The organism is Pseudomonas alliivorans, assembly GCF_017826695.1.
GTDB lineage: Bacteria > Pseudomonadota > Gammaproteobacteria > Pseudomonadales > Pseudomonadaceae > Aquipseudomonas > Aquipseudomonas alliivorans.
This window is the reverse complement of record NZ_JAFFZW010000002.1, coordinates 615,458-632,129: the sequence shown is the minus strand read 5'-3', so window position 1 is coordinate 632,129 and position 16,672 is coordinate 615,458. Positions and strand designations below refer to the sequence as shown.

Annotated in this window: 12 protein-coding genes and 1 pseudogene; 7 read left to right on the top strand and 6 right to left on the bottom strand. The window is 54.7% G+C overall.

Features of this window, described 5'->3' with window-relative positions; all coding sequences use genetic code 11:
- Positions 1 to 100 precede the first annotated feature (100 nt).
- Together JTJ32_RS07380 and JTJ32_RS07375 are read left to right on the top strand one after the other, a co-directional pair.
- On the top strand, positions 101 to 2,209 hold the full coding sequence (locus tag JTJ32_RS07380; RefSeq protein WP_236059211.1) for a Tat pathway signal sequence domain protein: 2,109 nt from the start codon (positions 101 to 103) through the stop codon (positions 2,207 to 2,209).
- A gap of 197 nt (positions 2,210 to 2,406) precedes the next feature.
- Positions 2,407 to 2,655 carry a transposase gene (locus JTJ32_RS07375; RefSeq protein WP_221432736.1) on the top strand — a complete coding sequence of 83 codons (249 nt, stop codon included), beginning with the start codon at positions 2,407 to 2,409 and terminating at the stop codon, positions 2,653 to 2,655.
- Between the two features lie 57 nt (positions 2,656 to 2,712).
- On the opposite strand, the gene JTJ32_RS07370 is transcribed toward JTJ32_RS07375, so the two are convergent.
- Positions 2,713 to 3,874, bottom strand: a protein-coding gene (locus JTJ32_RS07370; protein ID WP_210041610.1) for an IS3 family transposase whose coding sequence is annotated in 2 segments (ribosomal slippage) — positions 2,713 to 3,616 and positions 3,615 to 3,874 — 1,164 coding nt in all. Because the reading frame shifts where the segments join, the coding sequence is not laid out codon by codon here.
- A 615-nt stretch (positions 3,875 to 4,489) separates the two neighbouring features.
- On the opposite strand from JTJ32_RS07370, the gene JTJ32_RS07365 reads away from it, so the two are divergent.
- Positions 4,490 to 5,569, top strand: coding sequence for a M50 family metallopeptidase (locus JTJ32_RS07365; protein ID WP_210041608.1), 1,080 nt, complete (start codon positions 4,490 to 4,492; stop codon positions 5,567 to 5,569).
- Between the two features lie 151 nt (positions 5,570 to 5,720).
- On the opposite strand, the gene JTJ32_RS07360 is transcribed toward JTJ32_RS07365, so the two are convergent.
- Both JTJ32_RS07360 and nhaA (JTJ32_RS07355) read right to left on the bottom strand, forming a co-directional pair.
- Positions 5,721 to 6,131, bottom strand: a complete 411-nt coding sequence (locus JTJ32_RS07360) for a YybH family protein (protein WP_038452922.1) — start codon at positions 6,129 to 6,131, stop codon at positions 5,721 to 5,723.
- Positions 6,132 to 6,514: 383 nt separating this feature from the next.
- Positions 6,515 to 7,762 (bottom strand): Na+/H+ antiporter NhaA, encoded by a 1,248-nt coding sequence (nhaA, locus tag JTJ32_RS07355; protein WP_210041606.1) that lies wholly within the window; start codon positions 7,760 to 7,762, stop codon positions 6,515 to 6,517.
- A 290-nt stretch (positions 7,763 to 8,052) separates the two neighbouring features.
- On the opposite strand from nhaA (JTJ32_RS07355), the gene JTJ32_RS07350 reads away from it, so the two are divergent.
- Together JTJ32_RS07350 and JTJ32_RS07345 are read left to right on the top strand one after the other, a co-directional pair.
- Entirely contained in the window at positions 8,053 to 9,930 is a 1,878-nt protein-coding gene (locus tag JTJ32_RS07350) for a DUF294 nucleotidyltransferase-like domain-containing protein (RefSeq protein ID WP_210041605.1), read from the top strand.
- Positions 9,930 to 10,652, top strand: coding sequence for a 3'-5' exonuclease (locus JTJ32_RS07345; RefSeq protein WP_408004578.1), 723 nt, complete (start codon positions 9,930 to 9,932; stop codon positions 10,650 to 10,652). Before JTJ32_RS07350 ends, JTJ32_RS07345 begins: the two co-directional genes overlap by 1 nt.
- A 323-nt stretch (positions 10,653 to 10,975) precedes the next feature.
- Here JTJ32_RS07345 and JTJ32_RS07340 read toward each other — a convergent pair whose 3' ends face one another.
- Both JTJ32_RS07340 and JTJ32_RS26710 read right to left on the bottom strand, forming a co-directional pair.
- Positions 10,976 to 12,646, bottom strand: a complete 1,671-nt coding sequence (locus JTJ32_RS07340; protein ID WP_210041604.1) for a BCCT family transporter — start codon at positions 12,644 to 12,646, stop codon at positions 10,976 to 10,978.
- A gap of 292 nt (positions 12,647 to 12,938) precedes the next feature.
- A pseudogene (locus tag JTJ32_RS26710) lies at positions 12,939 to 13,009 on the bottom strand (hypothetical protein); the annotation flags it as partial.
- A 159-nt stretch (positions 13,010 to 13,168) separates the two neighbouring features.
- On the opposite strand from JTJ32_RS26710, the gene JTJ32_RS07335 reads away from it, so the two are divergent.
- Positions 13,169 to 14,491: a chloride channel protein gene (locus JTJ32_RS07335; protein ID WP_210041603.1), complete on the top strand. Its 1,323-nt coding sequence runs from the start codon at positions 13,169 to 13,171 to the stop codon at positions 14,489 to 14,491.
- 1 nt (position 14,492) lies between these two features.
- On the opposite strand, the gene JTJ32_RS07330 is transcribed toward JTJ32_RS07335, so the two are convergent.
- On the bottom strand, positions 14,493 to 14,729 hold the full coding sequence (locus JTJ32_RS07330) for a hypothetical protein (protein ID WP_328823956.1): 237 nt from the start codon (positions 14,727 to 14,729) through the stop codon (positions 14,493 to 14,495).
- Between the two features lie 350 nt (positions 14,730 to 15,079).
- Between JTJ32_RS07330 and nhaA (JTJ32_RS07325) the strand changes: the two genes are divergently transcribed.
- Entirely contained in the window at positions 15,080 to 16,429 is a 1,350-nt protein-coding gene (gene nhaA, locus JTJ32_RS07325; RefSeq protein WP_210041602.1) for a Na+/H+ antiporter NhaA, read from the top strand.
- Positions 16,430 to 16,672 lie beyond the last annotated feature (243 nt).

The following is a 16,672-nucleotide window of genomic DNA, read 5'->3' as shown; positions in this document are numbered from 1 at the left end:
ACTCAACCGGAGCCGTCTCATCCTCCAGGCGACTCAAAAAACTTACCCAGCCGTATCGGTCTGCCGCCATTGAAGCCCCTCAAGGAATTCCACAGCCATTATGAACAACGCTGAAAACCTGAATCCAGTGGCTCCGTCCCTTGGCACGGATTTCCGTCGCGATCACGGTTTCAAAAGAAAGTCCGCTGTTGGCAGATGCTTAGTAGTTGCAGTGTCGCTGGGTGGGCTGTCGACATTGGCTTGCGCCGCTTCTCAATCCCCGTCGTGCGAAACACCAGCAGACGGCATAATGTTCATTACTCAAGACTGCGTCGACCCGCAGTTCGACCGCCCGATAATAGATAGCCGTGAAGATTTGAAAAGCCCTGTTCTGACGCATCTCGTTTCCGGGCACTTCGAAGGCACCGATGTAAAGTTCAGCTTTTTCTTCCCGCCGAAAGCCCAATGGAAAGGGCGTTTCTTCCACAAGGTTTATCCCTTGGGAGACGGCAGCGTTCCGGACCGGGTAATCAAATTTGGTGCCGACAGCGGTGCGTACACCGTGGATACTGTTTCACCTTCTGGCTATCGAGCCAACGCTGCGGCTGCAAAGTTCTCTAAGGTGGTTGCCGGGGAATACTATGGATTTTCCGCCTCTCAGATCCACGGCTATATCTATGGTGGCAGCGGCGGATCCTATCTGACCATCGCTGCGGCTGAGAACTCGTCGGGGGTATGGGATGGTGCCGTGCCATTCGTCATTGGCGTCCCAACATCGATTCCAACCAATTTTTTCGTACGTGCTTTTGCACGTCTTGTACTCGAAGACAAGGCATCAAACATTGCCGACGCGATGCGACCGGGAGGCAGTGGCGATCCTTTTGCAACACTTGACGCCACACAGGCCTCCGTTCTGGCGGAGGTCACAGCAATGGGCGTGCCCCTGCGCGGTTGGGATAATTACGCTTACATCCTGGGTCTCAACGACCCGCAAGGTTTACTGGGGTTTGCCAGTTCGGTCAAAGGCATTGATCCCGGTTATGCAGATGACTTCTGGAATAAACCTGGCTACCTGGGCACTGAGCAATCCACGCTGGGCAATCTTGTCCGAAGGGCGAAAATTGACCGCGTAGTGTCGGTTCAAAGGATAGATCGTGACTCGGAGGGTAAGCCATCAAGTTTGCACGTGGCCGGGTTGTCGCACCTCAAAAACAGCGCTTGGTTGGACTTTACCCTCGACGGAGCAGAAGGGGGCAATCGAAAGTTGCTTGGGTCGTTGGATGCCGAGCACGGAGTCATTAAGCTGTCCGAGCAAAATCAGGCCGACACGCTCAATACCCTGAGAACTGGAACCAGGATTCGTGTCGATAATCGCTGGGCAATTGCGTTGACCTCCTACCATCGGCATCAGGTACCGGTTTCTGGTGGATTTGCTGTGTGGGATCAATTCCGCAATGCAGACGGTTCACCGCGCTACCCGCAACGCCCTCAGGAAGCAGGCTCAATAATCAGCAAAGGTGTCAGCGGAGGCGGTAGCTTCACCGGCAAAATAAACAGCAAAATGATAATCATCGCCAATGCACTTGATGTCGATGCCTACCCTTGGGATGCCGACTGGTATGGCCAGCGATTGAAGGCAGAAGAGGGGGATCAGTACGATGCGAAGGTTCGGATCTGGTTAAACGATAATGCAGACCATCTGGATGGCAGCGTTGTGGCCTCGGGCGCGGCCGACAATCAATTTGTGAGACTCATCGATTACAACGGTATCCTCGAACAAGCGGTCAGGGACGTGAGTGCCTGGGTGGAAGATGATAGAGCGCCGCCTCGTTCCACTCAGTATGCGCTCAATAACGGTCAAGTCTCGTTACCCGCGGACGCATCAGCCAGGCAGGGTATCCAGCCAGGTGTGAAACTGACGTCAAGGAGCGGCGAGAGAATCATTGCCAAAGTCGGGGAGCCCGTTACGTTGATGGGTGACATTACCGTTCCGGCATCTGCCGGCAAAATTGTGAAAACAGAATGGAGTCAGACGGGGAACAATGATTTTCTGGATGCTCCACTTCCTCATCAGCCGTCAGAAACGCTCGCGGTACATAAGACAGTTGTTTACCCGGAACCTGGCACCTACTACCCCGTGCTCCGCGCCACCGTCCAGCGTGAAGGTGACGCCACGACGGAGTTTACGCGGGTCGCGAATCTGGCAAGAGTGCGAGTAGTAGTGGAATAGAAACTACGGCCATATGCCGAGTTTGGCGATTCATTCTGACAGGCTGACCTGAGCAGCCTTGTCAGATCTCAAGCGGGACGCTTTAACCTCGTGCGTATCCGTCCGGCCAAGTCACCTACCAAGCCCCGCAAAGCCAAGACATGGTGTGCACTTAAATTTAAGTGGGCACCAGTTCTAGCCTTTTAAGTGGGTATTTCATGCAGCCAACACGCCGTTCCTATTCCAAGCCCTTCAAAGCCCAGGTCATTCAAGAGTGTGCCCAGCCAGGCGCTTTGATTGCCAGCATCGCGCTCAGCCATAGCCTCAATGCAAACCTCGTCCACAAATGGATTCGGTTACACACGCAGCAAAATACGGCGCTGCAACCTGCTTTCATTCCGTTGCCCATGCCCCCGGACGCTTACAAACGTCTATGCGACGTAGAACGAGAGCTAAGAAATGGCTGATGCATGCGAAGGATGATCATCTCACTGGCCCCTATTGGTTAGCACGGGCTGTAGTGGTCAACTAATCCCGGACACGACGTTAAGTTTTTCCTCGGCCCGCGCTGGTGCCAATCCATCGTTGAATTGATGAGGCCGAATCCAGTTGTACCGATGCATCAAAAAATGGCTGATATCGCGCTGTGCTTCCTGCGCAGTTCGATAGCCCACGGTCGGTATCCATTCTGTTTTCAAGCTGCGAAATACGCGCTCCATCGGTGCGTCATCCCAGCAGTTTCCTCGTCGACTCATGCTTGGGCGCATGCGGTATCGCCATAACCGCTGGCGAAAGAGTCGGCTTGCATATTGCGATCCCTGGTCAGAGTGGAATAGCAGATCCGAAGGCCTGCCACGCTGCTCGTAAGCCATATCCAGCGCTTTGATCACCAGTTCAGCGTCTGGCTTTTCCGACAGCGCCCAGCCCACGATCCGACGCGTACAAAGATCCAGGACGACAGCCAGGTAATGCCACTTTCCTTGCGCCCAAATGTAGGTGATATCGCCGCACCAGACTTGATTGGGCGCAGGCACGCCGAACTCGCGGTTCAATGTGTTCGGGATATCCAGTCTTTCTACTGTTGCTCGTTTGTAGGCATGGGAGCCGGGTTGTTTGCTGACTAAATCAAGCTCGCGCATCAAGCTACGCACTTTGAATCGACCGAGTTGCTCACCGTCTTCACGCATCAGTGACAGGATGTTGCGACTGCCCGCAGAGCTGCGACTTTGCGAGAACAGCTCACTGACGCGACTCCGCAATCGAAGCCGTTCAACATCCGGCGTGCGGCGCCGCAGGCGCTGGGCGTAGTAACACGAGCGAGTGACGTCAAACACCTTGCACAGCCAATCAACCGGCTCATATGCCCTCAACTGGTCAATCAGCGCGAACGCTCGTGATCTTCCGACATCAAGAGCGCGGTAGCCTTTTTAGTATTGATTTCTCTCGCTCAAGCCGAGCAATCCGGGCTTCCAGCTCCTGAATTTTCTGCTGTTCCGGAGTCAGTGCCTTGCTCTGCGGGGTGACGCCTTTATGTTCTTTCTGAATCTGGTCAACCCAGCGGCGCAATGCCGACTCATCAATGCCGAGCGAACGGCTGGCTTCGATGTAGCTGTAGTTTTGTTTGAGCACAAGGTCGGCAGCCTCGCGCTTGAATTCAGGAGTAAAGGAGCGGCGTTGTTTGGTCATCTGACACCTCGATCTGGCGAGCATTCTCACCTAAATGAGTGTCCGGTTTCATTAGACCACTACAGGCAACTGCGGGCTCTAGGATAGGATCTTAAGACCAAACTAGCTTTCCAGGCTGGGGTGCCATGGAGGGCTAGTGCAGGGTAGCCTAACCGCGGGTGAAGCGTGCGCACACCGTAAACGTCCGGGGGAATACAGTTCGCGCGGAGGATCGCTGGCATAACGTCGAGGAATGTGGCATCACTCCAGCGGGTCATAGTCAAGATATGAGCTTTTTGAGGGATTATAGAATCAACGTTAGCTGACATCGATAGAGATGGCTGGGAGTTGGACGACGCCAAAGCCATCCACTAGGAATCCTTGTTCTGGTCTGGCTGTTTTTTTTGCGCCTTGCACAGGATGGCTCGCAAGTCACTCGGCTTCAATCCGCATTCATAACAGAGCTGAACCAGATAGCGCCTGACGCGAACGGTCATATACGGCGGACATTGACCTAAGACGCCTACATGCCAAACACTGACAGTCGGACACATCTGGAAAAACCGATACTATTCTGTCGGTCGCAAGCTCAAGGAAAGCTGTGATGAAAATTAGCAAGAGTCAGGTTGTAGCCTAATGCGCTTTATGCAAGTGCTCTTTGGGCTGGTGGGCTGGATGGGCGCAGCGTTGATTCTGGGGCTGCATTTGCGCTCAGAGTTACAACCGTTTTTGTCACTGATCTTGGCGTCGGGGCTAGGTGTTATTGCCATGATCGTGCATGAAGGCGGTCACTACCTAGGTGCCAGACTGCACCGCATGCCAGTGTTGATGATGCGTTTCGCAGCTGTGGAGGTTCAGGTGAGACGCCGGAATTGGCGGATCCGATGGTCGCCGCAGATCAAGGATCGTCGACTCGGCGGTTACGTGATGGCAGCGGCCAACCTTGAGCGTCCTCTGCGCCAGCAGATGTTATGGGTAGTGCTTATGGGCCCAATGGCCAACCTGCTCATGGGATTAGCCTCATGGGGGGGTAGCTGGTTCATTGAGGGGCTGATCTCAGCGTTTTTCCTCGCATTTGCCATGCTTAACTTGAGTATTGCATTGGCCAATCTGGTACCAACCTCCCGAATTCTGCCCAGCGATGGCACACTCTTAATCGCCTGGTGGATGCATCGCGACGATCAACGAGCTGAATTGGCCCACATGCGCTTGCTGGCAATGTCAGTGGCGGGAGTGCCTTGCGAGCAACTGCCAGATGCTGATATTGCACAGCTGTCCCAAGGAGCCATGCCTCAACCCTTGATCGCCATGAGCTACCGGCTTAGTGCCTTGTTTAACCAAGGCGATCTCACGGCGGCAATGCAACTGGAGCAGGATCTGGAGGCGGTGTTACAGGAGCATGTGCAGTCACTCAAAGGTATAGGCACGCTGCTCACTCTGTTGCGCATTGAGTTCGCTTTCGTCCGGGCATATCTAGATCAGGACGCCAAGCATCTGTGGGACGACTGGACGAATAGCGACCTTGATTGGTATTGCCCTTGGCTACGTCCACGCTGTGCGGCCCTGCGAGCTTTTTTAGATGGAGACCTGCAGCTAGGTGAACGATATTTGCAGCAGGCGCTAGCCGCTGCAAATAACAGCGTGGTAGCTACGACAATTCGCAGCGAAGCAATTCTGGCGGACAGTATTCGGGCATTACCAGCAGCCGCACTTTAAGTGTCTGCCCAAAACCGAAAAATCAGATTGCTGGCTGCTCTAAATGACGTAAGCGTCTGGCAGACACACCTTGCTGATAGCTAAACTGCCGCCTTTAATTTGTGGGTGATGGAGCCTACTTGCAGGAGGTAGGCACTATCCTTTTGATGTCCTACGATCCGACGACGCTATCAAGTAGCGTCGTCCCATAGGAGTTGTCCACCACGCATAGCCACTTTTCCGAGATTTGTCGAAACACGTAGGTCGCCCTGCGCGAAATCTCAGTTTTCACACCGGCCTTATCCGTGGCCTGTAGCAAGGTTTCCATGATAACGAGAGCTACATCACCTCCTTGTATAACTTGGATCTCCCCCTGTGTGACAACGATGCTGTTATTGAAATGATCCGCAATGGCGACAAAAGCTCGGCGGATGCTCTCTTTGCCTGAGACGGTCAATCCTGGTTTGACCACGAGACTGGCGTCATCCGCATAAAATTTCATCAGCTCGTCGAAGTCTTCGGCTGTGATAGCGCGATCAGCGGCCTCAATTGTCTCTTTGAGAGTTCGGGTAAGTGCGTCCATTCCTGTGCTCCTGTATGAGCCTCAGAAGCAGGAATGAAAAACCCCGCTTTTGAGACGGGGTTCGGCAGATCGTGCGCAGCCCCACCACCTATGTGAAGGCGATAATAATGGAACTTGCGCAACGGAAACTGTAACTGCTCATGGCATGAATCTGCCGCATAAAGCCAAGAAAATCAACTGATACAATCCTGTATGGACACACCGTTTGCCATTACATCGGTCTCCACTGATGCGGCAGCAACTGGCCGATCTCACTCGCCCGCTACGCCGGCAACCGGGTTAGCACATCTTTGAGATATCGCAGGGATCGGGTAGGTGACTTCGCCGGACGCTTACCCTCGTGCAACTTGTCAAGCGTTTATTCCTGCACTCTTGGGACTCACTTAATTCCGCGGGTCGGGTCCCTGGCTGCCTGAGCGGTTAATGTCAGGCTCCAACAGGAGCGGCCTGGCGCTGAGAAGAACGGCAACCCCTAGAACAGCGGAAAGCACAGAGCCCAGTAACACACCGACTTTTACCTCATCCACCAAAAGTGGATTTCCGGCAAAGGCCAGCGCCCCGATAAACAGGCTCATCGTGAAGCCAATGCCGCATAGCAGTGCCATGCCGTATAGCTGGAGCCAACCACATCCTTCCGGCAGTCTTGCCAGACCTGAACGAATGGCCAGCGCGGAGAGACCGAACACGCCCACTTGCTTACCCAGCAAGAGCCCCAAAGCCACGCCCAGCGGCACTGGATCAATCAGATTACCGGGTGAAATACCTGCAAGCGACACTCCGGCGTTGGCAAAACCAAAGACGGGTACGACGGCGAAAGCCACCCACGGATGCAGTTTTTCCTCCAGATAGATAAGTGGAGACTTGCGCTCGTGGTCCGGATCACCCAGCGGAATGCAAAGTGCGAGAATGACTCCCGCCAACGTTGCGTGAATGCCGGACTGGAGCATGAAGAACCACAGTAAACTGCCCGCCACCATGTAAGGCCAAATCCTCTTCACTCCGCAACGGTTGAGCACGAGCAGAAAAACGATCACGGCCAGCGAAGCCAGAAGCATACTGATGGATAAACCGCTGGTGTAGAACAGTGCGATGATAACCACTGCCCCAAGGTCATCGAGAATCGCCAGGGCAGACAGGAAAATTTTCAAAGAGACAGGAACACGCTTGCCCAGCAGAGACAGAACGCCCAGCGCAAAAGCAATGTCCGTTGCCGCAGGAATTGCCCAACCACCCAGGGTTTCAGGATTTCCCCAGTTGATGGCAATGTAGATCGATGCCGGTATGAGCATCCCTCCCAGTGCGGCAAAGCCCGGAAGTGCGCGCTGGCTCCAGCTGGATAACTGACCCACGAGCATTTCACGCTTGATTTCGAGGCCGACCAGCATGAAGAAAATAGCCATCAACCCATCGTTGACCCAATGTTCGATCGAAAGACCAAAGAGTTTGATATGCAGGGTTGAAAAGTAAGCTTCAGACCATGAGGAGTTCGCGACGACGAGCGCGGCAAACGCAGCCGCCATTAAAATCAGGCCGCCAGCGGATTCGGCAGCGAAAAAACGGGTGAGAAAAGCCAGCGCAGCAGGTGTTGTATGGCTATGGTCTTTTTCAAGACGCGAGGGATCCAAGTTCATAGGCGTGATAACCCCGCGCGGCGGCCCGACCTGCGCTAAGTTAAACCTGCCTTGCCGCGGTTTGCGGTGACACCCGGTGACGCATGTTACACAAATGTCTATGACAAGACGACCCGTTGCACGCTACCCGGAAAAACAGTAATGAAGCCGCTTTTCCACGCGGGCTTCTTCATACGGGCATGGGTTGGTTGAACATCTCTCTGACATGTGGTCTGGTGGCGCATGACTGCAGTACTGATCCTGCCCGGGCACTTGGCCGGGCCCGCCTTGTTCATCGACCTTGAGGTCCCATGCAAATCGAGTTACTGGAGATTCGCGACCATCTTCAACGCTTCGCACCTTTCGATACGTTGCCGCAGGCATCGCTGGATGCTATCGCACAGCGCGTTGAAGTCGGCTATTTCAAGGCCGGCAGCGATATCCTCGAGGCGGGAGCGATCATCCAGGACCTGCACTACGTGCGCAGCGGGGCAGTAGAGGTTTATCGCCGGAATGGTGAGCTCTACAACCGACTCGTTGAAGGAGACATCTTCGGCCAGGCAGGTTTGCTGCGCAGCAACAAAGTTCGCTTTCCTGCCCGCGCCCTGGAAGACAGCCTGATCTACTTTATTCCCGCAGAGGTGTTCGCCCAGTTATGTGCGCAGCACGATGCCTTTGCCGATTTCGTTGAGGCGGAAGGCCACTCCAGACTCAAGTCCGCCGTCGATGCCCAAGGCCGTGCAAGCGAGTTGATCCAACTGAAAAGCCGCGCTTTGATTTCTCGTGCTTTGGTCTGGGTCGCATCCGACACCTCGGTGCATGACGCCGCCAAAGTCATGACCGAACAAAGTGTTTCTTGTGTGGTAGTGATGGCTGTGGTTGAAGGCGAAGCAGCAAAGATGGTCGGTATCGTCACTGATCGGGATCTGCGTACGCGTGTAGTTGCCTTGGGGCGAAGCGGGGTATCGACACCTATCAGTGAAGTCATGTCCAGCGATCCCGTAGCAATACAGGCAGACGACTCGGTGTTCGAGGCGATGCTGGTCATGCTGAGGCGTAATATTCATCACCTGCCAGTCGTCCACAAGGGCCGTACCTTAGGCCTGATTAATCTGTCGGATATCATCCGCTACGAGTCCCAGAGTAGCTTGTACCTGGTCAACCGAATATCCAATCAGACGTCTGTCGCGGGATTGCGCTCATTGCTGCGTGATCTTCGCGCCACCTACATTCGGATGGTGCGGGACGGCGCGACTGCGCACATGATCGGCAGCGCTATTTCAGGTATTGGCCGGGCCTTTACCCAGCGTCTGATTGAGTTGGCGGAGAAAGAACTGGGTCCGCCGCCAGTACCGTACTGCTTCATGGTACTGGGCTCGATGGCTCGAGATGAGCAATTGCTGGTAACCGACCAGGATAACGCTCTGGTGCTGGATGATCGGTTCGACCCCGTTCTGCATGACGGTTACTTTCACAGTCTTGCCACATTCGTCAGTGATGGCCTCGCAGCGTGCGGCTATAGCTATTGCAAGGGTGGGGTGATGGCCACCAATGATCAGTGGCGGCAGCCATTACGGATCTGGCGAGCCTACTTTGAGCGATGGATTGAAAAACCAAATGCCGGGACGCTACTTAACAGCAGTATTTTTTTCGACCTCGATGGTGTTTATGGCCAGCTTGATCTCGTTCACGCGCTCAAGACGTTGTGTGCTGAAAAATCCAGTACCCATCCCGGATTTCTTAACGCAATGGCCCGGATTGCGCTGAATCGTACGCCACCGTTGGGGTTCTTCCGTACTTTTGTAGTGGAAACAGACGGCCAGCAGAAGAGAATTATCAATTTGAAGGGCAGGGGAACAGCACCCCTGACCGACCTCATCCGCATCCATGCTCTGGCGTGCGGCACTACGGCGCAGAACTCGTTTGATCGTCTCGATGCAATCAGCACGACCCAGCGTTTACAGCCCGATGCGGTGGAGCATCTACGTTACGCATTAGAGTTTTTGTCCATGGTCCGAATCCGGCATCAGGCAGACGCCCTTGAGCAGGGCGCGACGCCGGATAACTACATTGAGCCTGAGCGATTTTCCACCAGTGAAAGGCACAACCTCAAAGAAGCGTTTCAAGTGTTGAGCAATGCGCAGAATTTTCTGCGATTTCGTTATCCGGGCAAAGGGCGTCAGTCGTAATGATGGGTAGCCACTCCGTAAGCAAACCTGAAACCGTGGAATGGGCCGACAGATTTCAGACGTTGGCTCATAACGCGATCAATCCTTGCGTGCGAAGGTTCTATGAAGCTGGCGCCGTTGACGCAAGGACACCCATAGAGCAGGTGCAATTGCTGGCGATGGATGTGGAGACCACTGGCCTCAACGCGCAGGTCCATAGCATTGTCAGCATCGGCCTGATGCCGTTCAGCTTGCAACGTGTACATTGCGGTCAGGCATTTTATTGGGTGATCAAGCCTCCCTCAGAGCTGAGTAGTCAATCGATCACCTTCCACCACATCACCCATACCGATATTTTGCAGGCTCCCCCGCTGACGGAGGTTGTGGATGCCCTGTTGGGGGCGATGGCAGGGAGGGTGATGGTTGTGCATTACCGTAATATCGAGCGAGGCTTTCTTGATCAGGCGTTTCGCCGTTATCTGGGAGAAGGGCTGCAGTTTCCGGTCATTGACACCATGCAGTTGGAAGCACGAATGCATAGACAGAAACCTGGATGGCTCGACCGGCTTCTGCGTCGTCCTCAGCCCTCGATCAGGCTGGCGGACAGCCGCGTGCGCTATAACCTGCCAAACTACCATGCGCATCACGCGCTAACCGATGCCCTTGCTACTGCCGAGTTGCTGCAGGCGCAGATAGCTAACCATTACTCCCCATCCACGCCCGTCGGAACGCTGTGGGATTGATCTACTGCTCCGCTTGATCAAGCCTTTGCTGGTAGATAGGGGGGGCATCTATTTCGTAATAGCCGTCCAATCAATATATCCTGCACAGCCCGTGCGACTGCAACGCTGCCCACACCAAGGCTCAGGCAAGTCAGGTACTCCGATACTTATCAATAGGAATGCGAGCAGCAGAAGTGTTCCGCTGGTCCCTGACAACACTTATGAAAAGATCGATAGTTGCTTGCAGCATGCCACCCTCGACAGGTGCCCGTGAGCGCGCAACACCATTGCAGAGTTACGCATCTCGCAGACTGTCAGATTTTGTTAAGTCATCCCGTGAGGTCTTACGATCGGGGCTCAGACATCAGGCCTTTGATCAATGAAATGCACCCCAGCATCAGTACGATCGCGAACGGCAGGCCGGTGGAAACGGCCATCGCCTGCAATGCCACCAGACCACCGCCGAGCAACAAAGCGATGGCGATCACACCTTCGATGACTGCCCAAAAAACGCGCTGTGGAACAGGTGCGTCGACTTTGCCACCGGCTGTGATGGTGTCGATCACCAGAGACCCGGAGTCAGAGGAGGTAATGAAGAAGACAATGACCAGGATGATCCCCAGAAACGAGGTGATATCCTTGAGCGGTAAATGCCCGAGCATTGCGAACAACTTGAGCTCCAGGACGGCATCCTTGACACCGACAAATCCCTGGACGGTGGCTTGGTCAATAGCCGTTCCGCCGAACGTTGTCATCCACAATACTGAAACGAGTGTAGGTACCAACAACACTGAGATCAGGAATTCCCGAACGGTCCGACCGCGACTGACACGGGCGATAAACATCCCGACAAAAGGTGACCAACTGATCCACCAGGCCCAATAGAAGGCAGTCCAGCCTTGAGTGAACTCGGTGTCAGTTCTTCCGAACGGGTTGGACAGTGCAGGAAGGTACTCTGCGTAGGTCACCAGATTCTTGAAGAACCCGCTGAAAATTGCGAGAGTCGGGCCCACGATGATAATGAACAGCAGCAGCAACAGCGCCAAACCCATGTTGATCTGGGACAGCAGCTTCACACCTTTGTCCAAGCCTGACAAAACCGACCACAGTGCTATCAGTGTAATGCCAATGATCAGCACAACTTTGCTCAGGTTCGAGGACTTGATACCGAATAGGTATTCAATCCCTGCAGCGGCCTGTTCTGCACCGATCCCTAGTGATGTCGCCAATCCGAATAGCGTGGCGAAAACCGCGAGTATATCGATGATATGCCCTGGCCATCCCCAGACACGTTCTCCCAGCAATGGATAGAAGATCGAGCGTATTGAGAGTGGCAGACCTTTGTTGTAGGAAAAAAGAGCAAGGGACAGCGCAACAATCGCGTAGATCGCCCAAGGGTGCAGGCCCCAATGGAAGATTGTTGAGGCCATTGCCAGGTCGGCGGCCCCTTTCATATCGCCTGCAGCCCCTGCCAGCGGAGCCCAGTCGGTACGCGCGCCATTAGCGTCGAGAGTGACACCACCCATTGACGCGGCGTAGTGCGACATAGGTTCGGCAACGCCATAGAACATCAGTCCGATACCCATGCCTGCGGCAAAGAGCATCGAAAACCAGCCAATGTAAGTGTGGTCTGGCTTGGCGTCTCTTCCGCCCAAGCGAACCTTGCCTAATGGAGAAACGATCAGCACCAGGCACAGCACAACAAAAACGTTCGCCACGCTCATGAAAAACCATGCCAGGTGGCTTGTCAGCCAGTTACGGATCGAGCTGAAAAGGGGCTCGACCTCATTCTGTAACGCTAATGTCAGAATGACGAACAGCAATATTGCCGCTGCCGAAATGATGAAGACTTTGCCATGGATATCTAGCGAAAAGGAAAAGTCACCCTTGATGTTGTCCTGGCCGATGACATAGTCGGTATCAATGAGGTTCGCGGCTCCGCTGGGAGCAGGAATGCCGTCCTCACCGACGGGCTGAGGATTGACGGGTAGATCATCCTTTGGGTTTTGACCCATGAGAGCCTCCTTGGTTAGGGCACGCATTGCGTGCATTTGTATTGATGCCCGCTGTTCCGAGGGTAGAACGAGATATTTGGTTCCCCTATCTGACAGTGTTTGCCGAAAGTTCGGCCAAATCAGTCGGATTGAATTGATTCTTAGTCGTCGAGTGTCAGGTTTCAGACTTGGCCGGCGAGGGGTCAGCACTTCCCATCGAAACACAGTTGCAAGTCACCAGCTTCAGTCGTGCGCGCAAGCTTCAGTGGCTGTTGAGGCGGCAGTTGACGGTGGTCATCCACAGATAATCGTGTTGCAGCATAAGCGCCGGGTATAGACCGCCATGAATGGAATGACAAACCCAGTCAGTGCGATGCGTACCGCTCTCCGTTATCAATACAACGGGTTGACCATCTGGTCGATGCGATACCCTAGGTGGGCCAGATCACCAGGCAAGTAGCCCTCCAATTGTGTTTGGACGTCGTCGTTTATTTGAGTAGGCTTGCTGACACATCACGTTGAACCGCAACTGGAAACCATTGAGTGATCAAACCGATAATGCTGATACGCCGCCGTTTTGCCTCAATGCGCTGGCGCACCCGCATCACGCTTTGGGTGGCCGCGACCATGGCGGGGCTGCTCGTGGTTATGTTTGCTCGTCTGGCCGATATGGCTCTGGCGCAATTTGCCCAGCAGACTGCCGAGCGGCCGTGGCTACCCTTCATTTACACCCCACTGATCGGCATGCTGGTTGTCTGGCTGACCACCCGCTTTTTTGTCGGAGCACAGGGCAGCGGCATCCCTCAAGTGATCGCGGCCACCCGCCTGGTTCATCAGGGCAAGCGGGTGGACAATCTGATTTCGCTTCGCATAGCTTTCGCCAAGATAGGGATAGGTGCCTTGGCATTGACTGGGGGCTTTTCGGCTGGGCGCGAAGGCCCCTCGGTGCAAGTCGCGGCCTCGATCATGCATTTCTTTCATCGGTTTTTGCCCAACGCACGGGTCATTCGCGCTGAGGACCTTATTCTGGCTGGCGGTGCGGCAGGTATTGCCGCCGCGTTCAATACCCCTCTGGCTGGCATCGCTTTCGCTGTGGAAGAACTGGGACGCAAGCTGGAAACCCGCACGAGCGGGGTGTTGCTCAGTACCATCATCTTGTCTGGGATGGTCGCAATTGCGTTGCAAGGTAATTACAACTACTTCGGACACTTCAACATAGAGGGCATCAATGTCGATATCGTCGCGCCAGTGATGGCGATCGGTGTCGGCTGCGGGCTGTTGGGCGGATTGTTCAGCCAAATGCTGCTGTGGCCTCAGCGACATCGTCGATTTGTAGTCTGGGAGTGGCGCGCCCGGCATCCTGTCTGGTTCGCCGGAATCTGTGGCTTGATTGTGGCGATATTGGGTTGGCTAAGCGGTGGTATGTCTTTTGGCAGTGGGTACGGTGTCACGTCCCACGTCATCGCTTCCGAAATCAGCTTGCCATGGCACGCTCCAATCACGCGTTTTCTCGCCACAGTGGTGACTTATTTCTCGGGCATTCCTGGCGGCATCTTTGCCCCGGCCCTGGCCGTGGGGGCCGCCGTAGGTGCAAACGTCGCTGATCTATTCGGCTTGGCCATGCAACCCATGATTGCCCTGTGCATGGTCGGTTTTCTGGCTGCAGTGACCCAGTCGCCCATCACGTCCGCGATCATCGTCATGGAAATGATTGACAGCCACTCAATGGTGATCAGCCTGATGGCTGTCTCCCTGATCGCCAAGGCAGTAAGTTCAAGAATGGGGCCTGAGTTGTATCAGCAGTTGGCTCGCGGCTTTATCCAGCCGTTGGCGGATGAATCAGCGCCGCGTCAAGCGAGGCAGTAGGCTAAACCGCCAGCGGTCGGGCCAGTGCGCGGAGTTGGTCTTTATCCTCTTGCAGGGTAAGCGCGCTATTCGCGCGCTTGAGTAAAAGATCCGCGTGCTTGGCACATGATTTCTGGAATAGGCCCGGATTGATTTGTGCAAGGCTGGCAAGAGCCTTCAGCAGGCGCACATCCACTTCCAGAAGCGCAGCACCGTCTCTGGCGATGGGGGCGAAGAAGTCATCGAACAGATCATCCACTGTCAGGCCGCGCAGGTAAACCAGTTCACAGTCCGAGCAAGGAAAACAGGCTGGCTCTGAACCATAGTCGCTTCGTCAGTTGACTCATCAGCCAGCGCCAGCGAGCGATCATAATCAGTCCTTATAAATAATTGGGCCAGTCGTGGTCACGCTTCAATGAAAGTCAGTGAAGTGCGCCAAAGACTATGGCTGATTGGGTGTGCCCCAAGTCAGAAGTTTCATGGCGCATTGGGCCATGGCAATTTGCATCTCATCGGCCAGCTTCTTATGATCGCGCTGGGTGCGTTGCTGCATACGGCACTGCGCAGGTTAAATGCAAGCGTTGGTCGGGCCGCCAACGGAGCGTTATCGTGTCTGAAAAAAACTCGGCCTCTCCAGCTATTCCCCGTCCTCAGGTTTTAACCGAACGTGCGTTTTCTGCGCTGGAGCGGTTCTCTCATATTGAAGCAGTCAGCGGGATCGTCCTTTTGCTCGCGGCGTTGGCGGCGCTGATTTGGGCCAATAGTCCGGTCGCCGAATCCTATGAGCATTTCTGGCACACGCAGGTCACCTTGGGGGTGGGCGATTTCAGCGTTTCCCGCTCACTGCATTTTCTGGTGAACGACGGCCTGATGACGATCTTCTTTTTGGTGGTTGGGGCTGAAATCCGCCAAGAGATCAAGGACGGCGCACTGGCGAATATGAAACTCGCGACACTGCCTTTAGGGGCGGCGCTGGGCGGTGTCATGATGCCTGCGATCATCTATACGCTGCTCAATCATGGTAGCGAGGCGAGTGCTGGCTGGGCTGTGCCTACCGCGACTGACATTGCTTTTGCCGTCGGGGTGCTCGCCTTGCTGGGGAAATCTATCCCAAGTGGCGTGCGGATTCTGCTGTTGGCACTGGCCATTATCGATGACATCGTCGCGATTTTGATCATCGCGATCTTTTACACCGCAAGCCTGGATTATCTGGGGTTGGTAATCGCGTTGGGCGGTTTGGCACTGGTATTGGCTTTACAGCGAATGGGCATAGGCAAGGCATATGCCTATGTGGTGCCGGGTGCCATCGTCTGGTTTGGGCTGCTGAAGACTGGCGTTCATCCAACGCTGGCGGGAGTGATACTTGGGCTCATGACGCCGGTGAACTCCAAGCCCGCAACGGAGCGCCCACTGGAAACAATCGGGCGGACCTTCCATGAGTTAATGGACCGCTTTTCTCAGGCCAAAGACAATCCGCAGGCCGTCGCAGGACCACTCAAGCAATTGCGCCACGCGCAGCGCGAAGTGCTGCCACCCGTTCAGCGAATCCAGGTTGGGTTGCACCCATGGGTGGCTTTTGGCGTCATGCCCCTGTTCGCGCTGGCTAACGCCGGGGTGAGCTTTGCAGGTGCCAATTTGGATGAGGCGCTTTCTCAGAAAGTGTTTGTGGGTGTGATGCTGGCGTTGGTGCTTGGAAAACCGCTGGGCGTCATTCTGGCCAGCTTTGCTCTGGTCAAACTGAACATCTGCAAGTTGCCCGATGGTGTGACGTGGAGTGGAGTAGGGCTAGTTGGCCTGTTGGCAGGGATTGGCTTCACGATGTCTATTTTTATTGCATCGTTGGCGTTTTCCGATGCTGCATTGCTGTCGTCCGCCAAACTCAGCGTGCTGGCCGCTTCTTCGGTTGCTGCAGTCATAGGATTGATTTGGGGGAAGATAACGTTTCATAAAAGAGCTTGAAACGTTATCCCCCCAAACCTGTGGTCCGGGCCACCGCTGAAAGCCTCAGGCCGGTATGTCGATCGCAAAGCGTCCGGTCGCAGCTATCCTCATCAATGGGCCACTTGGCCTTGGGCTGGGGGCATCCTTTTCAAACCATCCAAAGCATGCCCTCAGATGTGCCCCAATGTAGCAATCCACTGGAAGTGAATGGATCTCCATGGCCTATGAAAAGGCAAAAATGATCAGATAAACAGCCTGCCC